Source organism: Microbacterium sp. ProA8 (genome assembly GCF_039905635.1).
Classification (GTDB): domain Bacteria; phylum Actinomycetota; class Actinomycetes; order Actinomycetales; family Microbacteriaceae; genus Microbacterium; species Microbacterium chionoecetis.
In genome coordinates this window covers 2380212-2400297 of sequence record NZ_CP157000.1, presented here as the reverse complement: position 1 = coordinate 2400297, position 20086 = coordinate 2380212, and the positions used below count along the sequence as shown (strand labels likewise).

Sequence of the window (20086 nt, the reverse complement as noted above, 5' to 3'; positions counted from 1 at the left end):
CTGGCGCGCGACGATGCCGGAATGGCAGACAAAGACGTGCTCGGCCGCGCGGGCGAAGACCGAGCCGCGCGGTACTTCGAGCAGCAGGGGTTCACCGTCCTCGATCGCAACTGGCGGTGCCGCGAGGGGGAGCTGGATCTGGTCGTGGCCGACCGCGCCGCGGTGGTCGTGGTCGAGGTCAAGACGCGCAGGGGCGAGGGGTTCGGGCATCCGTTCGAAGCCATCGATGCTCGCAAGCGTGTGCGTCTCTGGCGCCTCGCGATCGCCTGGGTGGGCGCGCACCGCGACCTCGCGCAGGGACGCCGGCTGCGCATCGACGCGATCGGGCTGACCGGCACGGAGCCGGCGACAGCACGGCTCGAGCACCTCGTCGACGTGGAGGTGCCGTGAGCGTCGCGCGCACGTGGGCGGTCGCACTCGTCGGGGCCGAGGGCGAATGCGTCGAGGTCGAGGCCGACCTGTCGCAGCAGACGCCGGAGTTCAAGATCATCGGGCTGCCCGACAAGGCGCTCGGCGAGGCCGTGCAGCGAGTGCACAACGCGTGCGCCAACAGCGGCACACCGCTGCCGCGCCGGCGGCTGACCGTGAACCTTTCTCCGGCCAGCCTGCCGAAGCAGGGCTCCGGCTTCGACGTCGCGATCGCGGTGGCCTCGCTCGCGACGGAATCGTCGATGGACGGAGCGTCGGTCGCGTCGGCGGTGCACATCGGCGAGCTCGGCCTCGACGGCCGGCTGCGTCCGGTGCCCGGCGTCCTCCCGGCCGTTGCTGCCGCCCGACGCGCGGGGCATCGCCGTGTGGTGGTCCCGCACGCCAACGGTGCCGAGGCCGCGCTCGTCGGCGGGATGGAGGTGCTCGCCGCGGTGAACCTCGCTCAGGTGGTGTCGTGGCACGGCGGCGACGTCGAGGTGGCAGACGAGGAGCCCGTCGCCCTTCCGGACGACGAGCACGAACCCGCGTCCCGTGTGGATCTCGCGGAGGTTATCGGTCAGCGCGACGCGGTCGAGGCGCTGATCGTGGCCGCGGCGGGCGGCCATCACCTGCTGATGTGCGGGCCGCCCGGCGCGGGGAAGACCATGCTCGCGCGTCGGCTCCCCGGCATCCTGCCGGCACTCGACGACGGCGCCGCGCTCGCGAGCGCATCGATTCGCAGCCTCGCCGGATCCCGCGTGGTCGAGCTGTCGCGCACCCCGCCGTTCGAGGCGCCGCACCACAGCGCGAGCGTGGCTGCGCTGGTGGGCGGCGGCACGCGCTTCATCCGCCCGGGGGCGATCGCCCGGGCGAGCGAAGGCGTGCTGTTCCTCGACGAAGCCGGCGAGTTCGCGTCCAGCGCCCTCGATGCCCTGCGGCAGCCGCTGGAGTCGGGCTCCATCACGATCCACCGGGCGGGTGCGCAGGCGCAGTACCCGGCGCGTTTCCAGCTGGTGCTCGCGACGAACCCGTGTCCCTGCGGGGACTACGGCATCCGGGGCGGCACCTGCACCTGTCCGCCCGCCGCGATCCGCCGCTACCTCGGCCGCCTGTCAGGGCCGCTGCTGGACCGCATGGACATCGAGCTCACCCTGACCCGGGTATCCGTGGCCCAGCGCGACAAGGGGCCGTCCATCTCGACCGCCGCCGCGCGCGACCGCGTCGCCGACGCTCGTGCCCGCGCCCGGCACCGGTTGGCCGACACGCCCTGGCGGGTGAACGCCGACGTGCCCGGCTCGTGGCTGCGTGAAGGACCCGGTGCGCCGGCACCGGCGGTTCGACGTCCGCTGGATGCCGCCCTGCACCGCGGCGCGCTCACGCTGCGCGGCTATGACCGCGTGCTGCGTGTCGCCTGGTCCATCGCCGACATCGAGGGACGCGCGCAGCTCAGCGCCGAGCACATCGGCCGCGCCCTCTACCTGAAGAAGGGAATCGCCCTGTGACCTCCTTCGATCTCAGCGCCGGCGCCGCGCGGCGGGCCCTGGCGCCGACAGGTGCATACGACGACGACGACGCCCGCGAACGATATGCGACAGCGGTGTGGTGCCAGCTGATCGAGCCGGGGGACTCGGTGGCGGGTCGCCTCATCGCCGCTCATGGCGCCGCGCCTGCGCTCGAAGCAGTCCTGCGCGCGGGGACGCTGCCCGACGTCACCCCGCGAGAGCTGGCGGAGGGGCGCAAGCGCTGGCTGCCGCGACTGTCGGCACGCGCGGTCGCCGACTCCCTCTCGATGGCCGCGGCGCGCAGCGTCACGCTGGTGACACGGAGCGATCCGCAGTGGCCGAGCCAAGTGGATGACCTGGATGCACACGCACCGGTGTGCCTGTGGGTGCGCGGCGATGTCACCGCACTGCGCCGGCTCGAGGCTTCCGTCGCGATCGTCGGGGCGCGGGCCGCGTCGCGCTATGGCGACCATGTGGCGATGGAACTCGCCTCCGATCTGGCCGGTGGCGGCGTCGCCGTGGTGTCGGGCGGCGCATACGGCATCGACGGCGCCGCGCATCGTGCGGCGCTCTCCTCGGGTGGGCTCACGGTGGCGCTGCTCGCGGGAGGCGCGGACCGGTCCTACCCGGTCGGTCACACGCAGCTGATCGACGACATCGCAGAGCGGGGTGTCGTCGTGAGCGAGGTGGCGTGCGGCTCCGCTCCGACGAAGTGGCGCTTCCTGCAGCGCAACCGGCTGATCGCCGCGCTCTCCGCCGCGACGGTGGTCGTCGAGGCCGGGTGGCGGAGCGGCTCGCTCAACACTGCAGGCCATGCGGCCGCGCTGTCCCGGCCGCTCGGCGCCGTCCCAGGTCCGATCACCTCCGCGACCTCCGCGGGCACCCATCGCCTCATCCGCGAGTACGGCGCGCAGTGCATCACCGGCGCCGACGACGTGCGCGAGCTGCTGGGGCTGGGATCCGGGAGCGATGCGCGAGCCGGCGTGCAAGCCGCCTACACCGGCGAGTCGACGCGCGTGATGGACGCGCTGAGCACACGCGGGTGGCGCGAGTCCGGCGACATCGCGCGGCGCGCAGGAATGGCGGCGGACACCGTCGAGGGCCTTCTCGGGCTGCTGCGCCTCGACGGGTCCGTCGAGGCGGGTACCGAGGGCTGGAGGCTGGCGCGGCGGGCGGGCGGCTGAGGCGGGGTGCGTGCCGGGGCGGGTCGCAGCGCCGTTCACCGCGCATCCGGGAGCAAGCTGGGGCCGTGGAGATCATCGAGGGAGCAGAGGCGTACCTCCGCCACCTGAGCGAGGTGCGCCGGCTTTCGCCGGCCACGGTGCGGGCGTATCGCGCCGATCTCGCCGGCCTCGCCCTCGCCTGCGGAGACATCGATCTCGCGGTCGTCGACCTCGACAACCTTCGCGAGTGGCTGTGGCAGGCGGTCCAGCGCGGTGACAGCCGCGCCACCATCGCGCGCCGCACCGCCGCTGTGCGCGGCTTCTTCGCGTGGGCGACCGAGACCGGCGTCGTGCCGACGGACCCCAGCCTGCGGCTCGTCGCCCCCAAGCGGGGCCGGACGCTGCCGAAGGTCGCCACCGCCGAAGCCCTGGACGGCGTGCTCGAGCGGCTCGAGGCGGCGGCCGCCGAGGGCGACCCGCTCGCCCTGCGCGACCACGCGATGCTCGAGCTGCTGTACGGCGCCGCGCTGCGCGTGTCGGAGCTGTGCGGGCTGGACGTCGACGACCTCGATCGTGACCGTCGCACGGCCCGTGTGCTGGGAAAGGGTTCGAAGGAGCGGGTCGTCCCGTTCGGAGTCCCGGCGCTGCGCGCCGTCGACGCCTATCTGGTGCGCGGCCGATCGGCACTCCTCGCCCGGCGGGCCGGCGACCCTGTCGCATCGGCGCTCTTCCTCGGCGCCCGCGGCGGGCGCGTCGGACCGCGGGCGGTGTACGACCTCGTCTCACGCGAGCTCGGTCCCGAGCTCGGAGCGCACGTCGGGCCGCACGCGCTGCGCCACTCGGCCGCGACGCACCTGCTCGACGGCGGGGCAGACCTTCGCGCGGTCCAGGAGATCCTCGGCCATGCCAGCCTCGGCACGACCCAGATCTACACCCATGTCTCGAGCGAGCGCCTGGCCGCGTCCTACCGCCTCGCGCATCCCCGCGCCTGAGCCGGCGGTCAGCAGCAGGGCAGCAGCACCGCTCGCGGGACGCCACTTAGAAGCACGAGTGGATTGATGTAGTCGCCGTCCAGGCGCACGCCGAAATGCACGGCACCCGTGGAGGTGTGGCCGCCGGTGGAGATGGTCCCCACCTCGCCGCCGGCGGCGATCGGCGTGCCGGCGGCAAGGGGGGAGTTCACCGGCTCGAGGGTCGAGACGAGCCCGCCGCCGTGATCGATGGTCAGGATGCCGCGCCCGGCGACCTGTCCCGAGAACGCGACGACGCCCTCGGCAGGGGCGCGCACGACCTCCTCGCCCAGCACCGTCAGGTCGATTCCCCGGTGGCCGGGCCCGTACTCGTGAGGCGGTGCGACGAACGGGCGCTCGAGGCGGAACGGCTGCACCGGCCACAGCCAGCGGTCCGCACGGGAGACCGATCCGCCGGCGTCCGCCGCGATCGCTTCATCGGGTCGGCCGTCCGCCCGCGCGGTCTCCGCCGACCAGGCGGCCGCGAGGCACAGTGCCAGCGCGCACACCGCGATCGCCCGAGCGCGCCGCGCGTTGATGAGTGCGAACCTCGTCATGATCCGACCATCGCGGACGGCGCCGACGCGGTGCGCGGCGCGACGCGGACCCGTGGAGAACCACGGCCGCACACCGGCGGGGGAGGAGGGTCGGCCTGGTCCGCCTGCTGATACACTGGATGCGCACTCCGCATGTCGGAGTGACTCCGCGTGCCCACAGCGCCGCACATCCTGAGTCTGACGAAGGATGCGGCGCGGCATCCACTCCCTACGGTCTCTGCGAACGCTCACGAGCGACGCGGGGTGGGAATGTGCCGGGCACCAGGCTCGCCGGCCCCACGTCGGCGCGAGAACAACCGCAACAGGCGCACACGCGCCGGAACAGGAGAACGGCCATGGCCGTCGTCACCATTCGCCAGCTGCTCGACAGCGGCGTGCACTTCGGACACCAGACCCGCCGGTGGAACCCGAAGGTCAAGCGCTTCATCCTCACGGAGCGCAGCGGCATCCACATCATCGACCTGCAGCAGTCGCTCACGTACATCGACAAGGCGTACGAGTTCGTCAAGGAGACGGTCGCCCACGGCGGCACCGTCCTCTTCGTCGGCACCAAGAAGCAGGCGCAGGAAGTCATCGCCGAGCAGGCGACCCGCGTGGGCCAGCCCTACGTCAACCAGCGCTGGCTCGGCGGTCTGCTCACCAACTTCTCGACCGTGTCGAAGCGTCTCGCTCGCATGAAGGAGCTCGAGGAGCTCGACTTCGAGAACCCGGCTGAGAGCGGCTTCACCAAGAAGGAGCTGCTCCTCAAGAAGCGCGAGCTCGACAAGCTGCACAAGTCGCTGGGTGGTATCCGCAACCTCCAGAAGACCCCGTCGGCCATCTGGGTCGTGGACGCCAAGCGCGAGCACCTCGCGATCAACGAGGCATCCAAGCTCGGCATCCCCGTGATCGGCATCCTCGACACGAACGCCGACCCGGACGAGTTCCAGTACCCGATCCCCGGCAACGACGACGCGATCCGCTCGGTGGGCCTGCTCACCCGCATCATCGCCGACGCCGCCGCCGAGGGCCTGATCCAGCGTCACCAGCCCACCGACGAGACCGCTGACGCGGAGCCCCTCGCCGACTGGGAGCGCGAACTGCTCGAGCAGGGCGCTGCGGCCGCTGAGAGCGACGCCGTCGAGCTCGCCACCGAGGCCCTCGTGGTCGAGGCCATCGCCGAGGAGCTCGCCGCCGAGGGCGACGTCGCCGACGCCGTCGTGGCCGAGGCCATCGCCGAGGAGCTCGCGGCTGAGGCCGTCGTGGCCGAGGTCGTCGCCGAGGAGCTCGAGGCTGAGGCCGAGGCCGGCAAGGCTGACGCGTAACCGCATCTTCCCGCCCGGCGGAGTCGTCTCCGGACGACTCCGCCGCGGCATCCCACAGAACTCTCACAATCAAGGAGCCGCCACCCATGGCAAACTTCACGATCGCCGACATCAAGACGCTGCGCGAGCAGCTCGGCACGGGCATGGTCGACACCAAGAAGGCGCTCGAGGAGGCCGACGGCGACCTCGAGAAGGCCGTCGAGATCCTGCGTCTGAAGGGCGCGAAGGGCAATGCCAAGCGCGCCGACCGCTCCACGAGCGAGGGACTGGTCGCGGCCAAGGAGGTCGACGGTCAGGTCACGATCATCGAGCTCAACACCGAGACCGACTTCGTCGCGAAGAACGAGCGCTTCATCGCCCTTGCCGACAAGGTGCTCGACGCCGCCGCCGCCGCGCACGCGGACTCGGCCGAGTCGGCCCTCGCCGCACCCGCCGGGTCGCAGACGGTCGCCGAGCTCATCTCGGACGAGGCCGCCATCATCGGCGAGAAGGTCGAGCTGCGCCGCGTGAGCACGCTCTCGGGCGACAAGTTCGAGATCTACCTCCACAAGACCAGCAAGGATCTGCCGCCGCAGGTCGGTGTCGTGCTCGCCTACTCGGGCGACGACGCCGAGACGGCGCGCAGCCTCGCGCAGCACATCTCGTTCGCCAACCCGTCGTACCTGTCGCGCGACGAGGTGCCCGAGGCCGATGTCGACAAGGAGCGGGAGATCGTCACCGAGATCTCGCGCAACGAGGGCAAGCCCGAGGCCGCCCTTCCGAAGATCGTCGAGGGCCGAGTCAACGCGTTCTTCAAGCAGGTCTCGCTTCTCGACCAGGACTACGCGAAGGACAACAAGCAGTCCGTCGCGCAGGTCGCGAAGGACGCCGGTCTGACCCTGACGGGCTTCGCCCGCTACAAGGTCGGCGCCTGATCCACTGAGAAGGCCCGCATCGGCAATCCGGTGCGGGCCTTTTCTCATGCCCTTCGGTAGTTTGGCGTAGACGAGAGGACCACAGTGATCAACGAGAACACCGGGCGCCGGCGCGTCCTTCTGAAGCTGTCCGGCGAGGCGTTCGGCGGCGGACAGCTGGGCGTCAACCCCGACGTGGTCAGCCAGATGGCACGCGAGATCGCCGCAGCGGTCGACCGCGTCGAGATCGCGGTGGTCGTCGGCGGCGGCAACTTCTTCCGCGGTGCCGAGCTCAGCCAGCGCGGCATGGACCGTGGCCGTGCCGACTACATGGGCATGCTGGGCACCGTGATGAACGCCCTCGCCCTGCAGGACTTCCTCGAGCAGGCCGGCGCAGCGACGCGCGTGCAGTCCGCGATCTCGATGACGCAGGTCGCGGAGCCGTACATCCCGCGCCGTGCCGAGCGTCACATGGAGAAGGGGCGCGTCGTCATCTTCGGTGCCGGCGCCGGGCTGCCGTACTTCTCCACCGACACCGTCGCCGCCCAGCGGGCCCTCGAGATCGACGCGCAGGAGGTCCTCGTCGCGAAGAACGGCGTCGACGGCGTCTACACGGCCGATCCGAAGAAGGATGCCTCGGCCACCCTGATCGACCGCATCACCTACCTCGACGCGCTGCAGCGCGGGCTCAAGGTCGTGGACTCGACCGCGTTCAGCCTCTGCATGGACAACCGCATGGACATGAGGGTGTTCGGCATGGAGCCGGCCGGCAACGTGACGAAGGCGCTCTTGGGCGAGACCATCGGCACGCTCGTCACGGCGTGAGCGCGCCGCCGCCGATACACTTGACCAGCCCCATCTACCTGAAGGAGACACTGTGATCGCGGACGTCTTGGCCGATGCCGGAGTGCGCATGGACCGCGCTGTCGAGGCTGCGAAGGAGGATTTCGCCACGGTGCGCACCGGACGTGCGAACCCGCAGCTGTTCCAGAAGGTCCTCGTCGACTACTACGGCAGCCCGACGCCGCTCGCGCAGCTCGCGTCGATCAACAACCCCGAGGCGCGCACCCTCATCATCACGCCGTACGACAAGTCGGCGCTGAAGGCGATCGAGCAGGCGATCCGCGACATCCCGAACCTCGGCGTCAACCCGACGAACGACGGCAACCTCGTGCGCGTCACGATGCCGGAGCTCACCGAGGAGCGCCGCAAGGAGTACGTCAAGCTGACGCGTGGCAAGGGCGAGGACGCCAAGGTGCACGTGCGCGGCATCCGCCGCAAGGCCAAGGACGACATCGACGCGCTGAAGGGCGAGGTCGGCGAAGACGAGCTCTCCCGTGCCGAGAAGGAGCTCGACGCGCTCACGCGCGCCCACGTCGACGCGATCGACGAGGCGCTCAAGCGCAAAGAGGCCGAGCTCCTCGAGGTCTGAGGTCTGCCCATGACCGACGCATCGGACCCGCCGCGCGGCGACGAGCCAACCTCCCCGCAGACGCGGCGTGAAGCGGGCGACGTCCGGCGTGCCGCCGAGGTCCACGAGAGCGGGCCGGCGCTGCAGGCCCACCTGCGCGCCGCGCGCAGCGAGCTGGAGAACCAGGTCGCGCAGGCGAAGGCCGACTTCGAAGAGGCGAACGAGCGGATCAAGGAACGCACCGGACGCGATCTCATCGTGGCCACCCTGATCGGGCTGGCCATCGGCCTGGCGCTCCTCGGCTCGCTGATCTTCGTGAAGTGGGCGTTCGTGCCGTTCGCCCTGGCCGCCGCGCTGCTGGCGATGTTCGAGTTCTCGCGCGCGCTCACCGCGAGCGGCCGACGCGTCGACCTCGTCCCGCAGCTCATCGCGGGCACGGTCGTCGTGCTGTCCGCCTACTTCGTCGACGCCTGGCTGCACTGGGTGCTGCTGTTCGTGGCACTCGCGTTCCTGGTGGTCTGGCGCCTCGTCGCCCAGATGGCGTCCCACGACGGGCGCACGTACGCGACGGTGCTCGGCGACGTCCTGCTCGCCGCGTTCCTGCAGCTCTATGTCGCCTTCCTCGCGAGCCTGTGCCTCGTGCTGCTCAGCAAGGACGGCGGCGAGTGGTGGGTGCTCTCGTTCATCATCGTCGCGGTGGGGGTCGACACCGGCGCCTATGTGGCCGGCATCACGCTCGGCAAGCACCCGATGGCTCCGCGCATCAGCCCGAAGAAGACGTGGGAGGGCTTCGCCGGAGCTGCCGCCGCCGCCATCATCGCCGGTGTTCTCGTAGGAATCTTCATGCTCGGCCTCGAGTGGTGGATGGGGGCCGTGTTCGGCATCCTGATCCTCGCCACGGCGACCGTCGGCGACCTGGGAGAATCCATGATCAAGCGTGATCTCGGGATCAAGGACATGAGCTCGTGGCTTCCCGGCCATGGGGGAGTCCTCGATCGACTCGACTCGATTCTGCTGTCGGTGATCGCCGCGCTGACCCTGTACTACGTCTTCACCCCGATGGTGGCATCATGACGGCTTCCGAGACGACGTCCCGGACATCCTTCCCCGAGGCTCGCGGCCGCGAGAAGGGCTACGACAAGCAGCCGGTGGACGAGTTCCTCGCCCGCGCACGGGCGTCGTTCGAGCAGGGGGCGGAGTCGCTCACCGCGGCGGACATCCGCCAGGTCGCCTTCCCGCTGGTGCGGCACGGGTACGCGATCGCATCGGTGGATGCCGCGCTGGGACGTATCGAGGACGCGTTCGCGGCGCGGGAGCGATCCGCTGCGATGGCCGCCGCCGGCGCGCGCGCGTGGGTGGGCCACACCCGCGAGCTCGCCCAGGAAGTGCTGGACCGCCTGTCGCGCCCAACCGGCAGTCGCTTCGACCGGGTCTCGCGCCTGCGGTACGGGTACCGGGTCACCGAGGTGGATCTCGTCACGGACAAGCTGGCACGCTTTCTCGAGACCGGAGACGCGGTGACCGTCGAGCAGGTGCGCGCAGTCGCGTTCCGCATGCAGCGCGGCGGTTATCGCGAAACGCAGGTGGATGCCGTGCTCGATGCCGTCGTCGAGGTGATGCTCGCCGTCAAGTAGGACGCGCGGCCTCTCGGATGGCACGGCGTCGTGGCGGTATGCGAGAATCGGGGGACTGTGACTTCTGGAAACGAGCTGCACCCGACCAGACGCGCCCGTCGTCACGAGGTGTCGACGCGTAGCGCGGGTCGTGTCGTCTCGTCGCCACCCGCACCGGCCGCCCCGGTGCCCGCCGCGCGCGCGGCCAGGCCCGCACCCCGGTGGTCTCGACGCCGCGGAGTGCTGGGTGCGTTCGCCGCATTCGCCGTGCTCGGGTTCGTCGTCGCCCACATCGGCCCCACCGGCTTCGCGTTGGCCCAGGCCAGTGCCGAGGGCGAGCCGCAGGTGTCGCTGTACGCCAGCTCGCTGGATGACGTCCAGTCGATCACCGGCGACGACAGCGCTGCCGCGGCGGAGCCTGCGGCACTCGACCGAGGCGGGTACTCGGTCTACGTCAAGCCGAAGCCCACGCCGACCGTGCAGGCGCCGGCGGCCACAGCCGGCGGCGGCTGGCGCCCGCCGTTCGCGACACCCGATCCCGGCACCGCGCAGGCCATCGCCTACGACATGGTGCTCGCCCGCGGCTGGGGCGATGACCAGTTCGCGTGCCTGGTGGCGCTCTGGAAGAAGGAGTCGGGCTGGCGGGTCAACGCCTACAACGCGGGCAGCGGCGCCTACGGCATCCCGCAGGCGCTGCCGGGCAGCAAGATGGCCACCGCCGGTGCCGACTGGGAGACCAATCCCGCGACGCAGATCACGTGGGGCCTCGGCTACATCGGCGGACGCTACGGCACACCGTGCGGCGCGTGGGACCACTCGCAGCGCACGGGCTGGTATTGAGCCGTGCCGAGGTCGAACCGCCGCCGTCCTGACCCGAGCGGTGACGGATCCTTCGAGCGACTCCTCGCGGGCTGGAAGCGCACGGAGGTGCGGCGCGGTGTCGAGTGGCTGGTGCAGCCGGTCTCGGCGCTCCAGGCCCAGAAGCCGTACACGTGCCCGGGGTGCGGTCGGCAGATCGATGTCGGCGTCGCGCACCTCGTGGCGTGGCGCGCCGATGGCGTCCTGGGCGATGCGGCGGATCTCGCCGCGCGTCGGCACTGGCATCAGCACTGCTGGAAGGTGGCATGACATGGAGATCCGCGGACCGATGCAGCTTCCCGCGCGGCGGGAAGACATCGAGCTCGAGACGCTCGACGGGCTGACGCTCGTCGGCGAGCTCGCGCTCCCCGAGACCCGCGAGCCGGTCGCGACGCTCGTGACGCTGCATCCGCTTCCCACGGCGGGCGGGTTCATGGACTCGCACATCCTCCGCAAGGCATCCGGGCGCCTACCCGCCCTCGCCGATCTCGCGGTGCTCCGCTTCAACACGCGTGGCACCACTTCGCCGCGGGGCACGAGCGAGGGCGCCTTCGACGGCGGCCGGGCCGAAGCGTTCGATGTCGCTGCCGCGATGGACTTCGTGCATGCCCGCGGACTGCCGCGGCCGTGGCTGCTCGGATGGTCGTTCGGCACGGAACTCGCCCTCAAGTACGGGCGAGATCACCCGGTGGAGGGCGTCGTGCTGCTGTCACCGCCGCTTCATCGCGCGACCGCCGAGGAGGTCGCGGCATGGGCGGGCGACGACCGGCGCCTGATCGTGCTGGTTCCCGAGTTCGACGACTACCTGCGACCGGATGCCGCGGCCGACCGCTTCGCCAGCGTGCCGGATGCGGTGCTGATCCCCGTCGAAGGCGGGAAGCACCTGTGGGTGGGCGAGAACCAGACACGCCGGGTGCTCACCGAGATCGTGGCTGCCGTCAATCCCGACGCGCTGCCGCTGCCGCTGGAGTGGAACGGGTCCCTCGCCGCAGAGGCGTGACACGACTGTCGCGACATCGTGTCGCGGCGCCGGGTCACCTCTCGTTCTGGCGCGGGATCACCACTTGGCGATAGAGGATGAGGATGCTGGCGGCCACCGGGATCGCGACCAGCGCGCCCAGCAGCCCGAGCAGCGAGCCGCCCGCGAGTGCGGCGATCACGACCACCGCTCCGGGCACCGAGACGGCCCGCCCCATGATGCGCGGGGAGATGATGTACGCCTCGATCTGCATGTAGATCAGGTAGTAGATGCCGGCGATCACCGCGGTCGTCGGCGAGCCCACCACGAGGCATGTCAGCACGATGATGATCGAGCCGGTGAGCGTGCCGACGAGCGGGATGAGCGAGAAGAAGAACGCGATCACGGCGAGCACGGCCGGGAACGGCGCCTTGATGATCGACAGGAAGATCGCGCTCAAGACGCCGTTGATGAGGCCGAGCGTCACCTGCCCGATGACGTAGTAGCCGACGGAGTCGGTGATCTGCTCGCCGAGATCCATGAAGCGGGCGCGCTTGGACGCGGGCACCAGCTGGTACACGGAGCGCTTCAGGCTGGGCGTGGACGCGGTGAAGTAGATGGTGAGGATCAGCACGATGAAGGCGCCGGCGAAGCCCGCGATGAGCGCACCGATGATCGTGATGATGCTGCCGCCGACCTCGCTGCCGATCGCGCCGACATCGAGGGACGCGTACCAGTCTTCGATGTAGCCCCAGACCTCGTCGACGTCGAGCGCGGGAAACACGGTGTGCAGCCAGTTCTGGATCTCGCCGACCGGGTCGTCGAACATGCCGTCCTCGGCCAGCTTCTGGATGGCCGCGACGAGCTGCCCGATCTGCTGCACGATGATCGGCACCACCATCAGGATGATGCCGGCGAAGACGGCGAGCACCCCGAGGATCGTGACGAGGACGGCCGCCCAGCGGGGCAGCTTGCGGCGTTCGAGCCACGCGACGATCGGATCCAGGCCGAGCGAGAGGAACAGTGCGGTCCCGACGTAGAGCAGGATCGTCTGAAGGTTCTGGATGCTGCCGATGAGGAGCAGTCCGAGGCCGACACCCAGCGTTGCGAGCAACGCGGTGCGGAACGGGCTGTGCAGCTTCATCCAAGTCCCCCTGCCGATCGACGCCGCGTCGATCCGTTCTGTCCGCCAAGGATACGCATGCGGGGCGTCCAGTCCGTGGAATGATCCCTCCCACGCGCCTCACAGGTCATCCCCGCTAGTCTGAAATGTCGAATCGAAGGGTCGCGCTGCGTCTGCGCGTCCGGGAAAGGTGTTCTTCGTGCGTTTCGTGTGGGCCGTGGCGGCGTTCGTGCTCGCCACCGTGATGATCGGTGCGGGGATCGCCCAGCGGACGATCTTCCAGGGACCCAGGACTGAGACCACGGCGATCTCCGTCGAGGAGGAGACGCCGTATCTCCTTATCGACGGCGCCGTCCTCAACCAGATGCCGGGGACGCAGACCCTGCGCGCCCAGGCCGAGGGCGACATCTTCGCCTCCTACGGCCGGACGGCCGACATGGAGTCCTGGCTGTCCGACACGACGTACACGCATGTCACGCTGACCGGCGACGGCGAGGTCGAGACCGTCGTCGTCGAGCCCGAGGTCGACGCGATCGCCGGCGCCACGCCGGAAGCCCCCGCCGAGGGCGCCGCGCCCGAGGAGACGGCCGCTGAGCCCGCCGCCGACGCGCCGGGCCGCAGCCCCGTCGGGTCGGATCTCTGGCTCGACGAGTACCAGCAGAAGGACCTTCTCATCGCCCCGCTGCAGCTGCCGGCGGAGATGAGCGTGCTGGTCGCCGCCGACGGCACCGCACCCGCCCCGAGCAGGGTGACGGTGACGTGGCCGCTGCAGACCTCGACGCCGTGGGCGGGTCCGCTCATCGTCGGCGGAGCCATCCTCATGGTGGTCGGCGTGTTCCTCTACATCCTCGGCATCCGTCACGCCCGCCGTAAGCGCGGGCCGCGCCGCAAGGGGCTGCCGCTGCCGGTGACCGAGCCGATCGACATCGCGATCGACGGCGACGACAAGGGCGTCATCAGCAGCTCGCCCACGTCGCGTCGCGCCGTGGCGAGCGGCCGGCGTGCGTTCGCGGTGCTGCCGGTCGTCGCCGTCTCGGCATTGCTGTTCACGGGCTGCTCCGCCGACGCCTGGCCGCAGCTCGCCCCCTCGCCGACGCCGTCCCCGACGGCGACGGTCATCGCCCCGGAAGGCCAGCAGGCCCCCGCGGTCACCAAGGCGCAGGCCGAGCGGATCCTGACCCGCATCGCGTCGACGGTCGCCGAAGCCGACGCGGCGCTCGACGGGGACCTCGCCGACACACGCCTCGAGGGCGCGGCACTGGCCGCCCGCGACACGTTCTACAAGCTGCGCGCCTCCCTCCCGGAGTACCCGGCTCCGGCGCCCATCCTCTCCAAGCCGCTCGAGATCATCCTTCCCCAGGCCTACGACGGCTGGCCCCGCTCGGTGATCGCGGTCGCCGACGACGAGGAGTCGAAGACGTCGAGCATCATGGTGCTGACGCAGCAGGATCAGTGGGCCGACTACAAGCTCGGCTATGTCGGGAGCCTCGAGGCCTCGACCTCGCTGCCGGACCTGGCGCCCTCGTACATCGGCGCGCCGGCGGTCGAGCCCGACTCTCCCTTCCTCGTGATGCCGCCCGACCAGATCGCCGCCGCGTACGCGGACATCATCAACCAGGGTGAGGCGAGCCAGTTCTACGACCTGTTCGAGGTCGAGGGCGACCAGCTGCGGACCAGCATCGATGCCGACCGGCAGCGGCGCCTCGAGGACTTCAACAAGACCGCCGCCTCGACCGGAAAACTCGAGTTCTCCTCCGCCGCAGGACCCCAGGCGCCCTTCGCCCTGCAGACGGTCGAGAGTGGGGCGATCGTCGCAGTGAACATCAACGAGATCGACACCGCCACGCCCACGGTGGTGGAAGCGGTGATCAAGGTCGCCGACAACCCGCCCGTGAAGACGTTGGCCGGCGCCGACCAGTCGCCGACGGGGTTCGAGACCACGTACAGCGATCAGGTGTTCTTCTACGTCCCCGGTCCCGGGTCGAACGAGAAGATCCGCCTGCTCGGTTACTCATCCGACATTCTCGATGCGAGGATTCTTCCGTGACCGATCCCACTCTGGGCGCCTCGCTGCGCGGTGCCGTCGACCTGTCCACCCTCCGGAACCGGCCCGCCGCCACCGCGGCGACTGCCCCGGGTGAGGAAGCGCCCGCGGGCAGCGCCGTCGTGGTGCCGTCGCTGGTCCTGGACGTCACCGATGAGACGTTCCCGCAGGTTCTGGAGCTCTCGCGGACCGTCCCCGTGGTCGTCGACCTGTGGGCCGAGTGGTGCGGGCCGTGCAAGCAGCTGAGCCCGGTGCTCGAGAAGGTCGTGCTCGAGCTCGGAGGACGACTGGTCCTCGCAAAGGTCGACGTCGACGCCAACCCGCAGCTTTCGCAGGCATTCCGCGCCCAGTCGATCCCGATGGTCGTCGCCCTCGTCGCCGGACAGCCCGTGCAGATGTTCACCGGTGCGGTGCCCGAGCAGCAGGTGCGCGAGGTGTTCGCGCAGCTCCTTCAGCTCGCGGCGCAGAACGGCGTGACCGGCTCGGCAGCCGTCGACGGACAGGCTCCGGACGAGGCACCGGCCGAGCCCCCTCTGCCGCCGTTGCACGCAGAGGCCTTCGAGGCGATCGAAGAGGGCGACTACGCCCGCGCGGTCGCCGCATACGAGAAGGCCCTCGCCGAGAACCCCCGCGACGCCGAGGCCCGCGCCGGGCTCGGTCAGGTGCGTCTGCTCCTTCGCGTGCAGAATGTCGATCTCCAGGCGGCACGTGCGGCTGCGGCATCCGCCCCCCAGGACGTCGAGGCGCAGTTCACCGTCGCCGATCTCGACATCTCGGGCGGCCACGTCGAGGATGCCTTCGGTCGTCTGCTCGACCTGTTCGCGGCACTGCCCGACGAGGAGCGCACGCCGGTGCGTGAGCGCCTGCTGGAGCTGTTCGCGCTCGTCGGCGACGCCGACCCGCGCGTCATCGCGGCGCGCAGTCGCCTCGCTTCGCTGCTGTTCTGACGGACGCCCGCTCAGCCCTGGGTGGGCGAGGGGATGTGCGCACTCGTCTCGTGGCGCAGCCACAGCACGCCCAGCGGCGGCAGCACGAGCGAGGCACGTCCACCCGCACCGGCGTGGACGACGCCGAGGTTGCCGACGCCGGACCCGCCGTAGGCCTGCGCGTCGGTGTTGAGGATCTCGTGCCACACGCCGCTCTCGGGCAGGTCCAGCTCGTACGAGGTCAAGGGCTGGCCGGAGAAGTTCGCGGCCACCACGATCGTGTTGCCGTGCCAGTCGCGTCGTGCGAAGGCCACGACGTTCGGATTCCATCTCGGCGCGCCCAGCCTGTTGAACGCCGCGCCGTCGCTGTCGCGTGCCCACAGTGCGGACTGGTCGCGGTACACGCGGTTGAGCACCCCCACGAACTGCTGCAGCTGCGCGTGCGTCGGCTGGTCGAGCAGCCACCAGTCCAGGGAGCGTCCCTCGGACCACTCCGACAGCTGGCCGAACTCCTGACCCATGAACAGCAGCTGCTTGCCCGGGTGGCCCCACATGTACGCCAGGAAGGCCCGCATGTTGGCCAGCTTCTGCCAGTGGTCGCCCGGCATCCGTGCGATGAGGCTGCCCTTTCCGTGGACGACCTCGTCGTGGCTGATGGGCAGCACGTAGTTCTCGCTGAAGGCGTAGACGAACGAGAAGGAGAGCTCGCCCTCGTGGTGCGATCGGTAGATCGGGTCGCGCTTGATGTACTGGAGAGAGTCGTTCATCCAGCCCATGTTCCACTTGAACCCGAAGCCGAGACCCGCCTGACTCGTCGGCGCCGTCACTCCCGGGAAGCTCGTGGATTCCTCGGCGATCATCGCGATACCGGGGTAGCGCTTGTACGCCGTGGCGTTGACCTCCTGAAGGAAACGGATCGCCTCCAGGTTCTCGCGGCCGCCGTGGACGTTGGGCGCCCACTCGCCCTCCTCGCGCGAGTAGTCGAGGTAGAGCATGGACGCGACCGCGTCCACCCGCAGGCCGTCGACGTGGAACTCCTCGAACCAGTAGAGCGCGTTCGCGACGAGGAAGTTCCGCACCTCGCTGCGGCCGTAGTCGAAGATGTACGTGCCCCACTCGCGGTGCTCGCCGCGCCGGGGGTCGGCGTGCTCGTACAGCGGCTCGCCGTCGAAGCGCGCCAGCGCGAAGGCGTCCTTCGGGAAGTGCCCGGGCACCCAGTCCATGATCACGCCGATGCCCGCCTGGTGCAGCCGGTCGATGAGGTAGCGCAGGTCGTCGGGGTGGCCGAAGCGGCTGGTCGGCGCGTAGTAGCCGGTGACCTGGTAGCCCCAGGAGCCGCCGAACGGGTGCTCGGCGAGGGGGAGGAACTCGATGTGGGTGAACCCCTGGCCGGTGACGTAGTCGATGAGCTCGTCCGCGGCATCGCGATACGACAGCCCCTGCCGCCACGAGCCGAAGTGCAGCTCGTACACCGACATCGGGCGAGACACCGGCGTCGAGCGGGCGCGCTCGGCGAGCCACGCTGAGTCGCCCCAGGAGTACGAAGAGCCGACGACGACGGATGCCGTGGCGGGAGGCACCTCGGCGAACCGGGCCATCGGATCGGCCTTGAGCGCCCAATCGCCGCCGCGACCGCGCAGTTCGAACTTGTAGCTCGTGCCCTGACCGATGCCGGGGACGAAGAGCTCCCACACGCCGGTGCCGCCCATGGAGCGCATCGCGTGGCCCTGGCCGTCCCAGCCGTTGAAATCCCCGACCACGCGCACGGCGCGGGCATTCGGCGCCCAGACCGTGAACGCGGTGCCCATCGTGCCGTCATGCTCGCGCTCATGCGCGCCGAGCGCCCGCCACAGTTCCTCGTGGCGACCCTCGCCGATCAGGTGCAGGTCGAGCTCGCCGATCGTCGGGGAGTGGCGGTAGGGGTCGTCGGCGATGTAATCCGGGCCCTGTGCGTAGCTTGCGTGCAGCTCGTACCGTGTGAGGGCACCGGCGCGGGTGCCCTCCCAGATTCCTGCGCGGACGTGCTCGAGGGGAACGCGCGTGCCGTCGGCGAAGACAGCGGTCACGCTGCGTGCCAGGGGCCGGCGGGCGCGGACGATCCAGGTCCTGTTGCCCTCGGCATCCGTGCCGGGATGGACACCGAGCACGGAGTGGGGGTCGTGGTAGGAGCCCGTCGCGACGGCATCGAGGATCTGGTCGGTGGGCGTCATCGGGGTTCCTTCACGTGGAGGATGTGGACCGGCTCGGTGAACGCGTCCAGCATCACGTAGTTGTGATCCGACCACGTCCAGCGGGCGCCGGTGACGAGGTCCTCGACCTCGTACGGCGAACCGGGCTCGACGCCCCAGACGCGGGTGTCGAGGTGGACCATCGTCTGGCGCACCGAGTGGGGATCGGTGTTGACCACGACGATGACGGTGTCGCTGCGGCCGTCGGGCGAGAGCGCCGCATCGAGGTGCTTGGCGTACACCAGGATCGCGTCGTCGTCGCTCCAGTGGACGCTGAGGTTGCGCAGCTGGCGGAGGGCGGGGTGCGCGCGTCGGATGTCGTTGAGCCGGGTGAGGAACGGCGCCAGCGACTCGCCGCGCTCTTCGGCACCCGCCCAGTCGCGGAACTTGTACTCGTACTTCTCGTTGTCGATGTTCTCTTCGGATCCCGGGCGCGCCACGTTCTCGTAGAGCTCGTAGCCGGCGTACACGCCGTAGCTGGGAGCCGCGGTGGCGGCGACGGCCGCGCGGATGCGGTACGCGGCACGGCCGCCGAACTGCAGGTACTCGGTGAGGATGTCGGGGGTGTTGACGAAGAGATTGGGGCGCAGGAAGTCGTCGGTCTCGTGCGCCAGCGCCGAGAGGAACTCCTCCAGCTCTTCCTTGGTGTTGCGCCACGCGAAGTAGGTGTAGCTCTGCTGGAAGCCGGCCGAGGCGAGGCTCTGCAGCGGCGCCGGGCGCGTGAACGCCTCGGCGAGGAACACGACGTCCGGGTCTTCTGCGGTCACCGTCCCGATGAGCCACTCCCAGAACTGCAGCGGCTTCGTATGCGGGTTGTCGACGCGGAAGATGCGCACGCCCTGCGCGATCCAGTGGCGGACGATCCGCAGCACCTCGGCGCGGATGCCTTCCGGGTCGTTGTCGAAGTTGACCGGGTAGATGTCCTGGTACTTCTTCGGCGGGTTCTCGGCGTAGGCGATCGAGCCGTCGGGGAGCGTCGTGAACCATTCGGGATGCGCGGTGACCCAGGGGTGGTCGGGAGCCGCCTGGAGCGCCAGATCAAGGGCGATCTCGATGCCCGCGGCACGCGCGCTGCGCACGAACGCGCGGAAGTCGGCGAGCGTTCCGAGGTCGGGGTGGACGGTGTCGTGTCCGCCGGACGCCGAGCCGATCGCCCAGGGCGAGCCCGGATCGCCCGGTCCTGCCTCCAGCGTGTTGTTCGGGCCCTTGCGGTTCACCGTGCCGATCGGGTGGATCGGCGGCAGGTACAGCACGTCGAAGCCCATCGCGGCCACCGCCGGCAGCCGTTTCACGGCCGTGCGGAAGGTGCCGCTTTTGACTGTGCCGTCCTTCAGGCGGCGCGCGCCCTCGGAGCGGGGGAAGAACTCGTACCACGCCCCGACGCCGGCGCGTTCGCGCTCGACGAGGAGCTCGAGGTCGTCGCCGACCGTCGCGAGCGACATGAGCGGGCGCTGACGGAAGTATCCGGCCAGCGTCGGATCCTCCACGATGGCGAGCGCGGCGACGTCGTCGACGGCGCTGTCGCGGAGGGATGCCGCAGCCGCGGCGAGCGTGCGCCGTTCAGCGACCGGGCGGCCCTTCTCCGCCGTGGCGCGGTCGAACAGCAGCGCTCCGAGTTCGCGCATGAGCGCGGCATCCACTCCCGCGGCGATCTTGAGCGAGGCGGCGTGCTCCCACGTGGCGAAATCGTCGCCGAACGACTCGAAGCGGAAGCGCCAGACGCCCTGCTCGAGCAGCGCCACCTCCGTCTGCCAGCGATCGAAGCCGTCGTCGAGCGAACGGAGGCGATGCAGGGACTCATCGCCGCTGGGCGAGAAGAGGCGCAGATGGACGCCGATGCGGTCGTGCCCCTCGCGGAACGCCGTCACCCGGAACGGCACCACCTCGCCGTCGAAGGCCTTGGGGCGGTAATCGCCCCAGGGCACCGCCGGTGAGGGCTGGGCAAGGGGAACGCGCCGCGCTGCGGTGTCGCGTTCAGCCTGCCAGGCACGGATATCGCGGACAGGGAGGGCCGAGGCGCTCCGCCACGGGCGGGAGCGCGCGGAGCGCGTCGTCGTGACCACGTGTCGAACCTATCGCGCGCCGAAG

The 20086-nt window shown here is 70.4% G+C and carries 19 protein-coding genes; 15 read left to right on the top strand and 4 right to left on the bottom strand.

From position 1 onward, the window contains the following. The first annotated feature begins 21 nt into the window (after window positions 1–21). The 4 genes from ABG085_RS10690 (at window position 22) to ABG085_RS10675 (ending at window position 4065) form a co-directional block, all read left to right on the top strand. The gene (locus ABG085_RS10690; protein ID WP_347975728.1) at window positions 22–390 is read left to right on the top strand and encodes a YraN family protein; all 369 of its coding nucleotides are present in this window, start codon (window positions 22–24) and stop codon (window positions 388–390) included. Continuing rightward, the gene (locus ABG085_RS10685; protein ID WP_347975727.1) at window positions 387–1910 is read left to right on the top strand and encodes a YifB family Mg chelatase-like AAA ATPase; all 1524 of its coding nucleotides are present in this window, start codon (window positions 387–389) and stop codon (window positions 1908–1910) included. The genes ABG085_RS10690 and ABG085_RS10685 overlap by 4 nt, the downstream gene beginning before the upstream one ends. Continuing rightward, on the top strand, window positions 1907–3094 hold the full coding sequence (gene dprA / locus ABG085_RS10680; RefSeq protein ID WP_347975726.1) for a DNA-processing protein DprA: 1188 nt from the start codon (window positions 1907–1909) through the stop codon (window positions 3092–3094). Before ABG085_RS10685 ends, dprA begins: the two co-directional genes overlap by 4 nt. A 65-nt stretch (window positions 3095–3159) precedes the next feature. Then, window positions 3160–4065 (top strand): tyrosine recombinase XerC, encoded by a 906-nt coding sequence (locus ABG085_RS10675; protein WP_347975725.1) that lies wholly within the window; start codon window positions 3160–3162, stop codon window positions 4063–4065. Between the two features lie 8 nt (window positions 4066–4073). Here the strand turns inward: ABG085_RS10675 and ABG085_RS10670 are convergent, their stop codons facing one another. Beyond that, the gene (locus ABG085_RS10670; protein ID WP_347975724.1) at window positions 4074–4640 is read right to left on the bottom strand and encodes a M23 family metallopeptidase; all 567 of its coding nucleotides are present in this window, start codon (window positions 4638–4640) and stop codon (window positions 4074–4076) included. A 335-nt stretch (window positions 4641–4975) separates the two neighbouring features. Here ABG085_RS10670 and rpsB point away from each other — a divergent pair, with 335 nt between their 5' ends. From rpsB to ABG085_RS10625, 9 genes are all read left to right on the top strand, one after another. Next, a complete protein-coding gene (gene rpsB, locus ABG085_RS10665) occupies window positions 4976–5944 on the top strand; it encodes a 30S ribosomal protein S2 (protein ID WP_347975723.1) in 969 nt (322 codons plus the stop codon). Window positions 5945–6030: 86 nt separating this feature from the next. Next, on the top strand, window positions 6031–6858 hold the full coding sequence (gene tsf, locus ABG085_RS10660) for a translation elongation factor Ts (RefSeq protein WP_347975722.1): 828 nt from the start codon (window positions 6031–6033) through the stop codon (window positions 6856–6858). A gap of 84 nt (window positions 6859–6942) precedes the next feature. Continuing rightward, on the top strand, window positions 6943–7662 hold the full coding sequence (pyrH, locus tag ABG085_RS10655) for a UMP kinase (RefSeq protein WP_163617329.1): 720 nt from the start codon (window positions 6943–6945) through the stop codon (window positions 7660–7662). 52 nt (window positions 7663–7714) lie between these two features. Then, window positions 7715–8269, top strand: a complete 555-nt coding sequence (gene frr / locus ABG085_RS10650; RefSeq protein ID WP_347975721.1) for a ribosome recycling factor — start codon at window positions 7715–7717, stop codon at window positions 8267–8269. Window positions 8270–8278: 9 nt separating this feature from the next. Continuing rightward, complete coding sequence (locus ABG085_RS10645) at window positions 8279–9322, top strand: phosphatidate cytidylyltransferase (protein ID WP_347975720.1); 1044 nt, start codon at window positions 8279–8281, stop codon at window positions 9320–9322. Continuing rightward, the gene (locus tag ABG085_RS10640) at window positions 9319–9882 is read left to right on the top strand and encodes a DivIVA domain-containing protein (protein ID WP_347975719.1); all 564 of its coding nucleotides are present in this window, start codon (window positions 9319–9321) and stop codon (window positions 9880–9882) included. The genes ABG085_RS10645 and ABG085_RS10640 overlap by 4 nt, the downstream gene beginning before the upstream one ends. A 57-nt stretch (window positions 9883–9939) precedes the next feature. Further along, on the top strand, window positions 9940–10701 hold the full coding sequence (locus tag ABG085_RS10635; RefSeq protein ID WP_347975718.1) for a lytic transglycosylase domain-containing protein: 762 nt from the start codon (window positions 9940–9942) through the stop codon (window positions 10699–10701). 3 nt (window positions 10702–10704) lie between these two features. Further along, window positions 10705–10989, top strand: a complete 285-nt coding sequence (locus tag ABG085_RS10630; RefSeq protein WP_347975717.1) for a hypothetical protein — start codon at window positions 10705–10707, stop codon at window positions 10987–10989. 1 nt (window position 10990) lies between these two features. After that, on the top strand, window positions 10991–11719 hold the full coding sequence (locus tag ABG085_RS10625; RefSeq protein ID WP_347975716.1) for an alpha/beta hydrolase: 729 nt from the start codon (window positions 10991–10993) through the stop codon (window positions 11717–11719). A 34-nt stretch (window positions 11720–11753) separates the two neighbouring features. Here the strand turns inward: ABG085_RS10625 and ABG085_RS10620 are convergent, their stop codons facing one another. Beyond that, window positions 11754–12821 (bottom strand): AI-2E family transporter, encoded by a 1068-nt coding sequence (locus ABG085_RS10620; protein ID WP_347975715.1) that lies wholly within the window; start codon window positions 12819–12821, stop codon window positions 11754–11756. Window positions 12822–12999: 178 nt separating this feature from the next. Here ABG085_RS10620 and ABG085_RS10615 point away from each other — a divergent pair, with 178 nt between their 5' ends. Together ABG085_RS10615 and ABG085_RS10610 are read left to right on the top strand one after the other, a co-directional pair. Continuing rightward, window positions 13000–14847: a glycosyl transferase gene (locus ABG085_RS10615; RefSeq protein ID WP_347975714.1), complete on the top strand. Its 1848-nt coding sequence runs from the start codon at window positions 13000–13002 to the stop codon at window positions 14845–14847. Next, window positions 14844–15791: a tetratricopeptide repeat protein gene (locus ABG085_RS10610; protein WP_347975713.1), complete on the top strand. Its 948-nt coding sequence runs from the start codon at window positions 14844–14846 to the stop codon at window positions 15789–15791. The genes ABG085_RS10615 and ABG085_RS10610 overlap by 4 nt, the downstream gene beginning before the upstream one ends. Window positions 15792–15802: 11 nt before the next feature. On the opposite strand, the gene glgB is transcribed toward ABG085_RS10610, so the two are convergent. Together glgB and ABG085_RS10600 are read right to left on the bottom strand one after the other, a co-directional pair. Further along, window positions 15803–17980: a 1,4-alpha-glucan branching protein GlgB gene (glgB, locus tag ABG085_RS10605; RefSeq protein ID WP_347975712.1), complete on the bottom strand. Its 2178-nt coding sequence runs from the start codon at window positions 17978–17980 to the stop codon at window positions 15803–15805. Further along, on the bottom strand, window positions 17977–20061 hold the full coding sequence (locus tag ABG085_RS10600; RefSeq protein ID WP_347975711.1) for a maltotransferase domain-containing protein: 2085 nt from the start codon (window positions 20059–20061) through the stop codon (window positions 17977–17979). The genes glgB and ABG085_RS10600 overlap by 4 nt, the downstream gene beginning before the upstream one ends. Between the last annotated feature and the right edge of the window lie 25 nt (window positions 20062–20086).

What these genes read in the sequence shown, in the direction of transcription:
- tsf (WP_347975722.1), top strand. Translation starts at nt 6,031, where the DNA reads ATGGCAAACTTCACGATCGCCGACATCAAGACGCTGCGCGAGCAGCTC.
- glgB (WP_347975712.1), bottom strand. Translation starts at nt 17,980, where the DNA reads ATGACGCCCACCGACCAGATCCTCGATGCCGTCGCGACGGGCTCCTAC.
- ABG085_RS10625 (WP_347975716.1), top strand. Translation starts at nt 10,991, where the DNA reads ATGGAGATCCGCGGACCGATGCAGCTTCCCGCGCGGCGGGAAGACATC.
- rpsB (WP_347975723.1), top strand. Translation starts at nt 4,976, where the DNA reads ATGGCCGTCGTCACCATTCGCCAGCTGCTCGACAGCGGCGTGCACTTC.
- ABG085_RS10640 (WP_347975719.1), top strand. Translation starts at nt 9,319, where the DNA reads ATGACGGCTTCCGAGACGACGTCCCGGACATCCTTCCCCGAGGCTCGC.
- ABG085_RS10690 (WP_347975728.1), top strand. Translation starts at nt 22, where the DNA reads ATGGCAGACAAAGACGTGCTCGGCCGCGCGGGCGAAGACCGAGCCGCG.
- ABG085_RS10645 (WP_347975720.1), top strand. Translation starts at nt 8,279, where the DNA reads ATGACCGACGCATCGGACCCGCCGCGCGGCGACGAGCCAACCTCCCCG.
- ABG085_RS10670 (WP_347975724.1), bottom strand. Translation starts at nt 4,640, where the DNA reads ATGACGAGGTTCGCACTCATCAACGCGCGGCGCGCTCGGGCGATCGCG.
- ABG085_RS10620 (WP_347975715.1), bottom strand. Translation starts at nt 12,821, where the DNA reads ATGAAGCTGCACAGCCCGTTCCGCACCGCGTTGCTCGCAACGCTGGGT.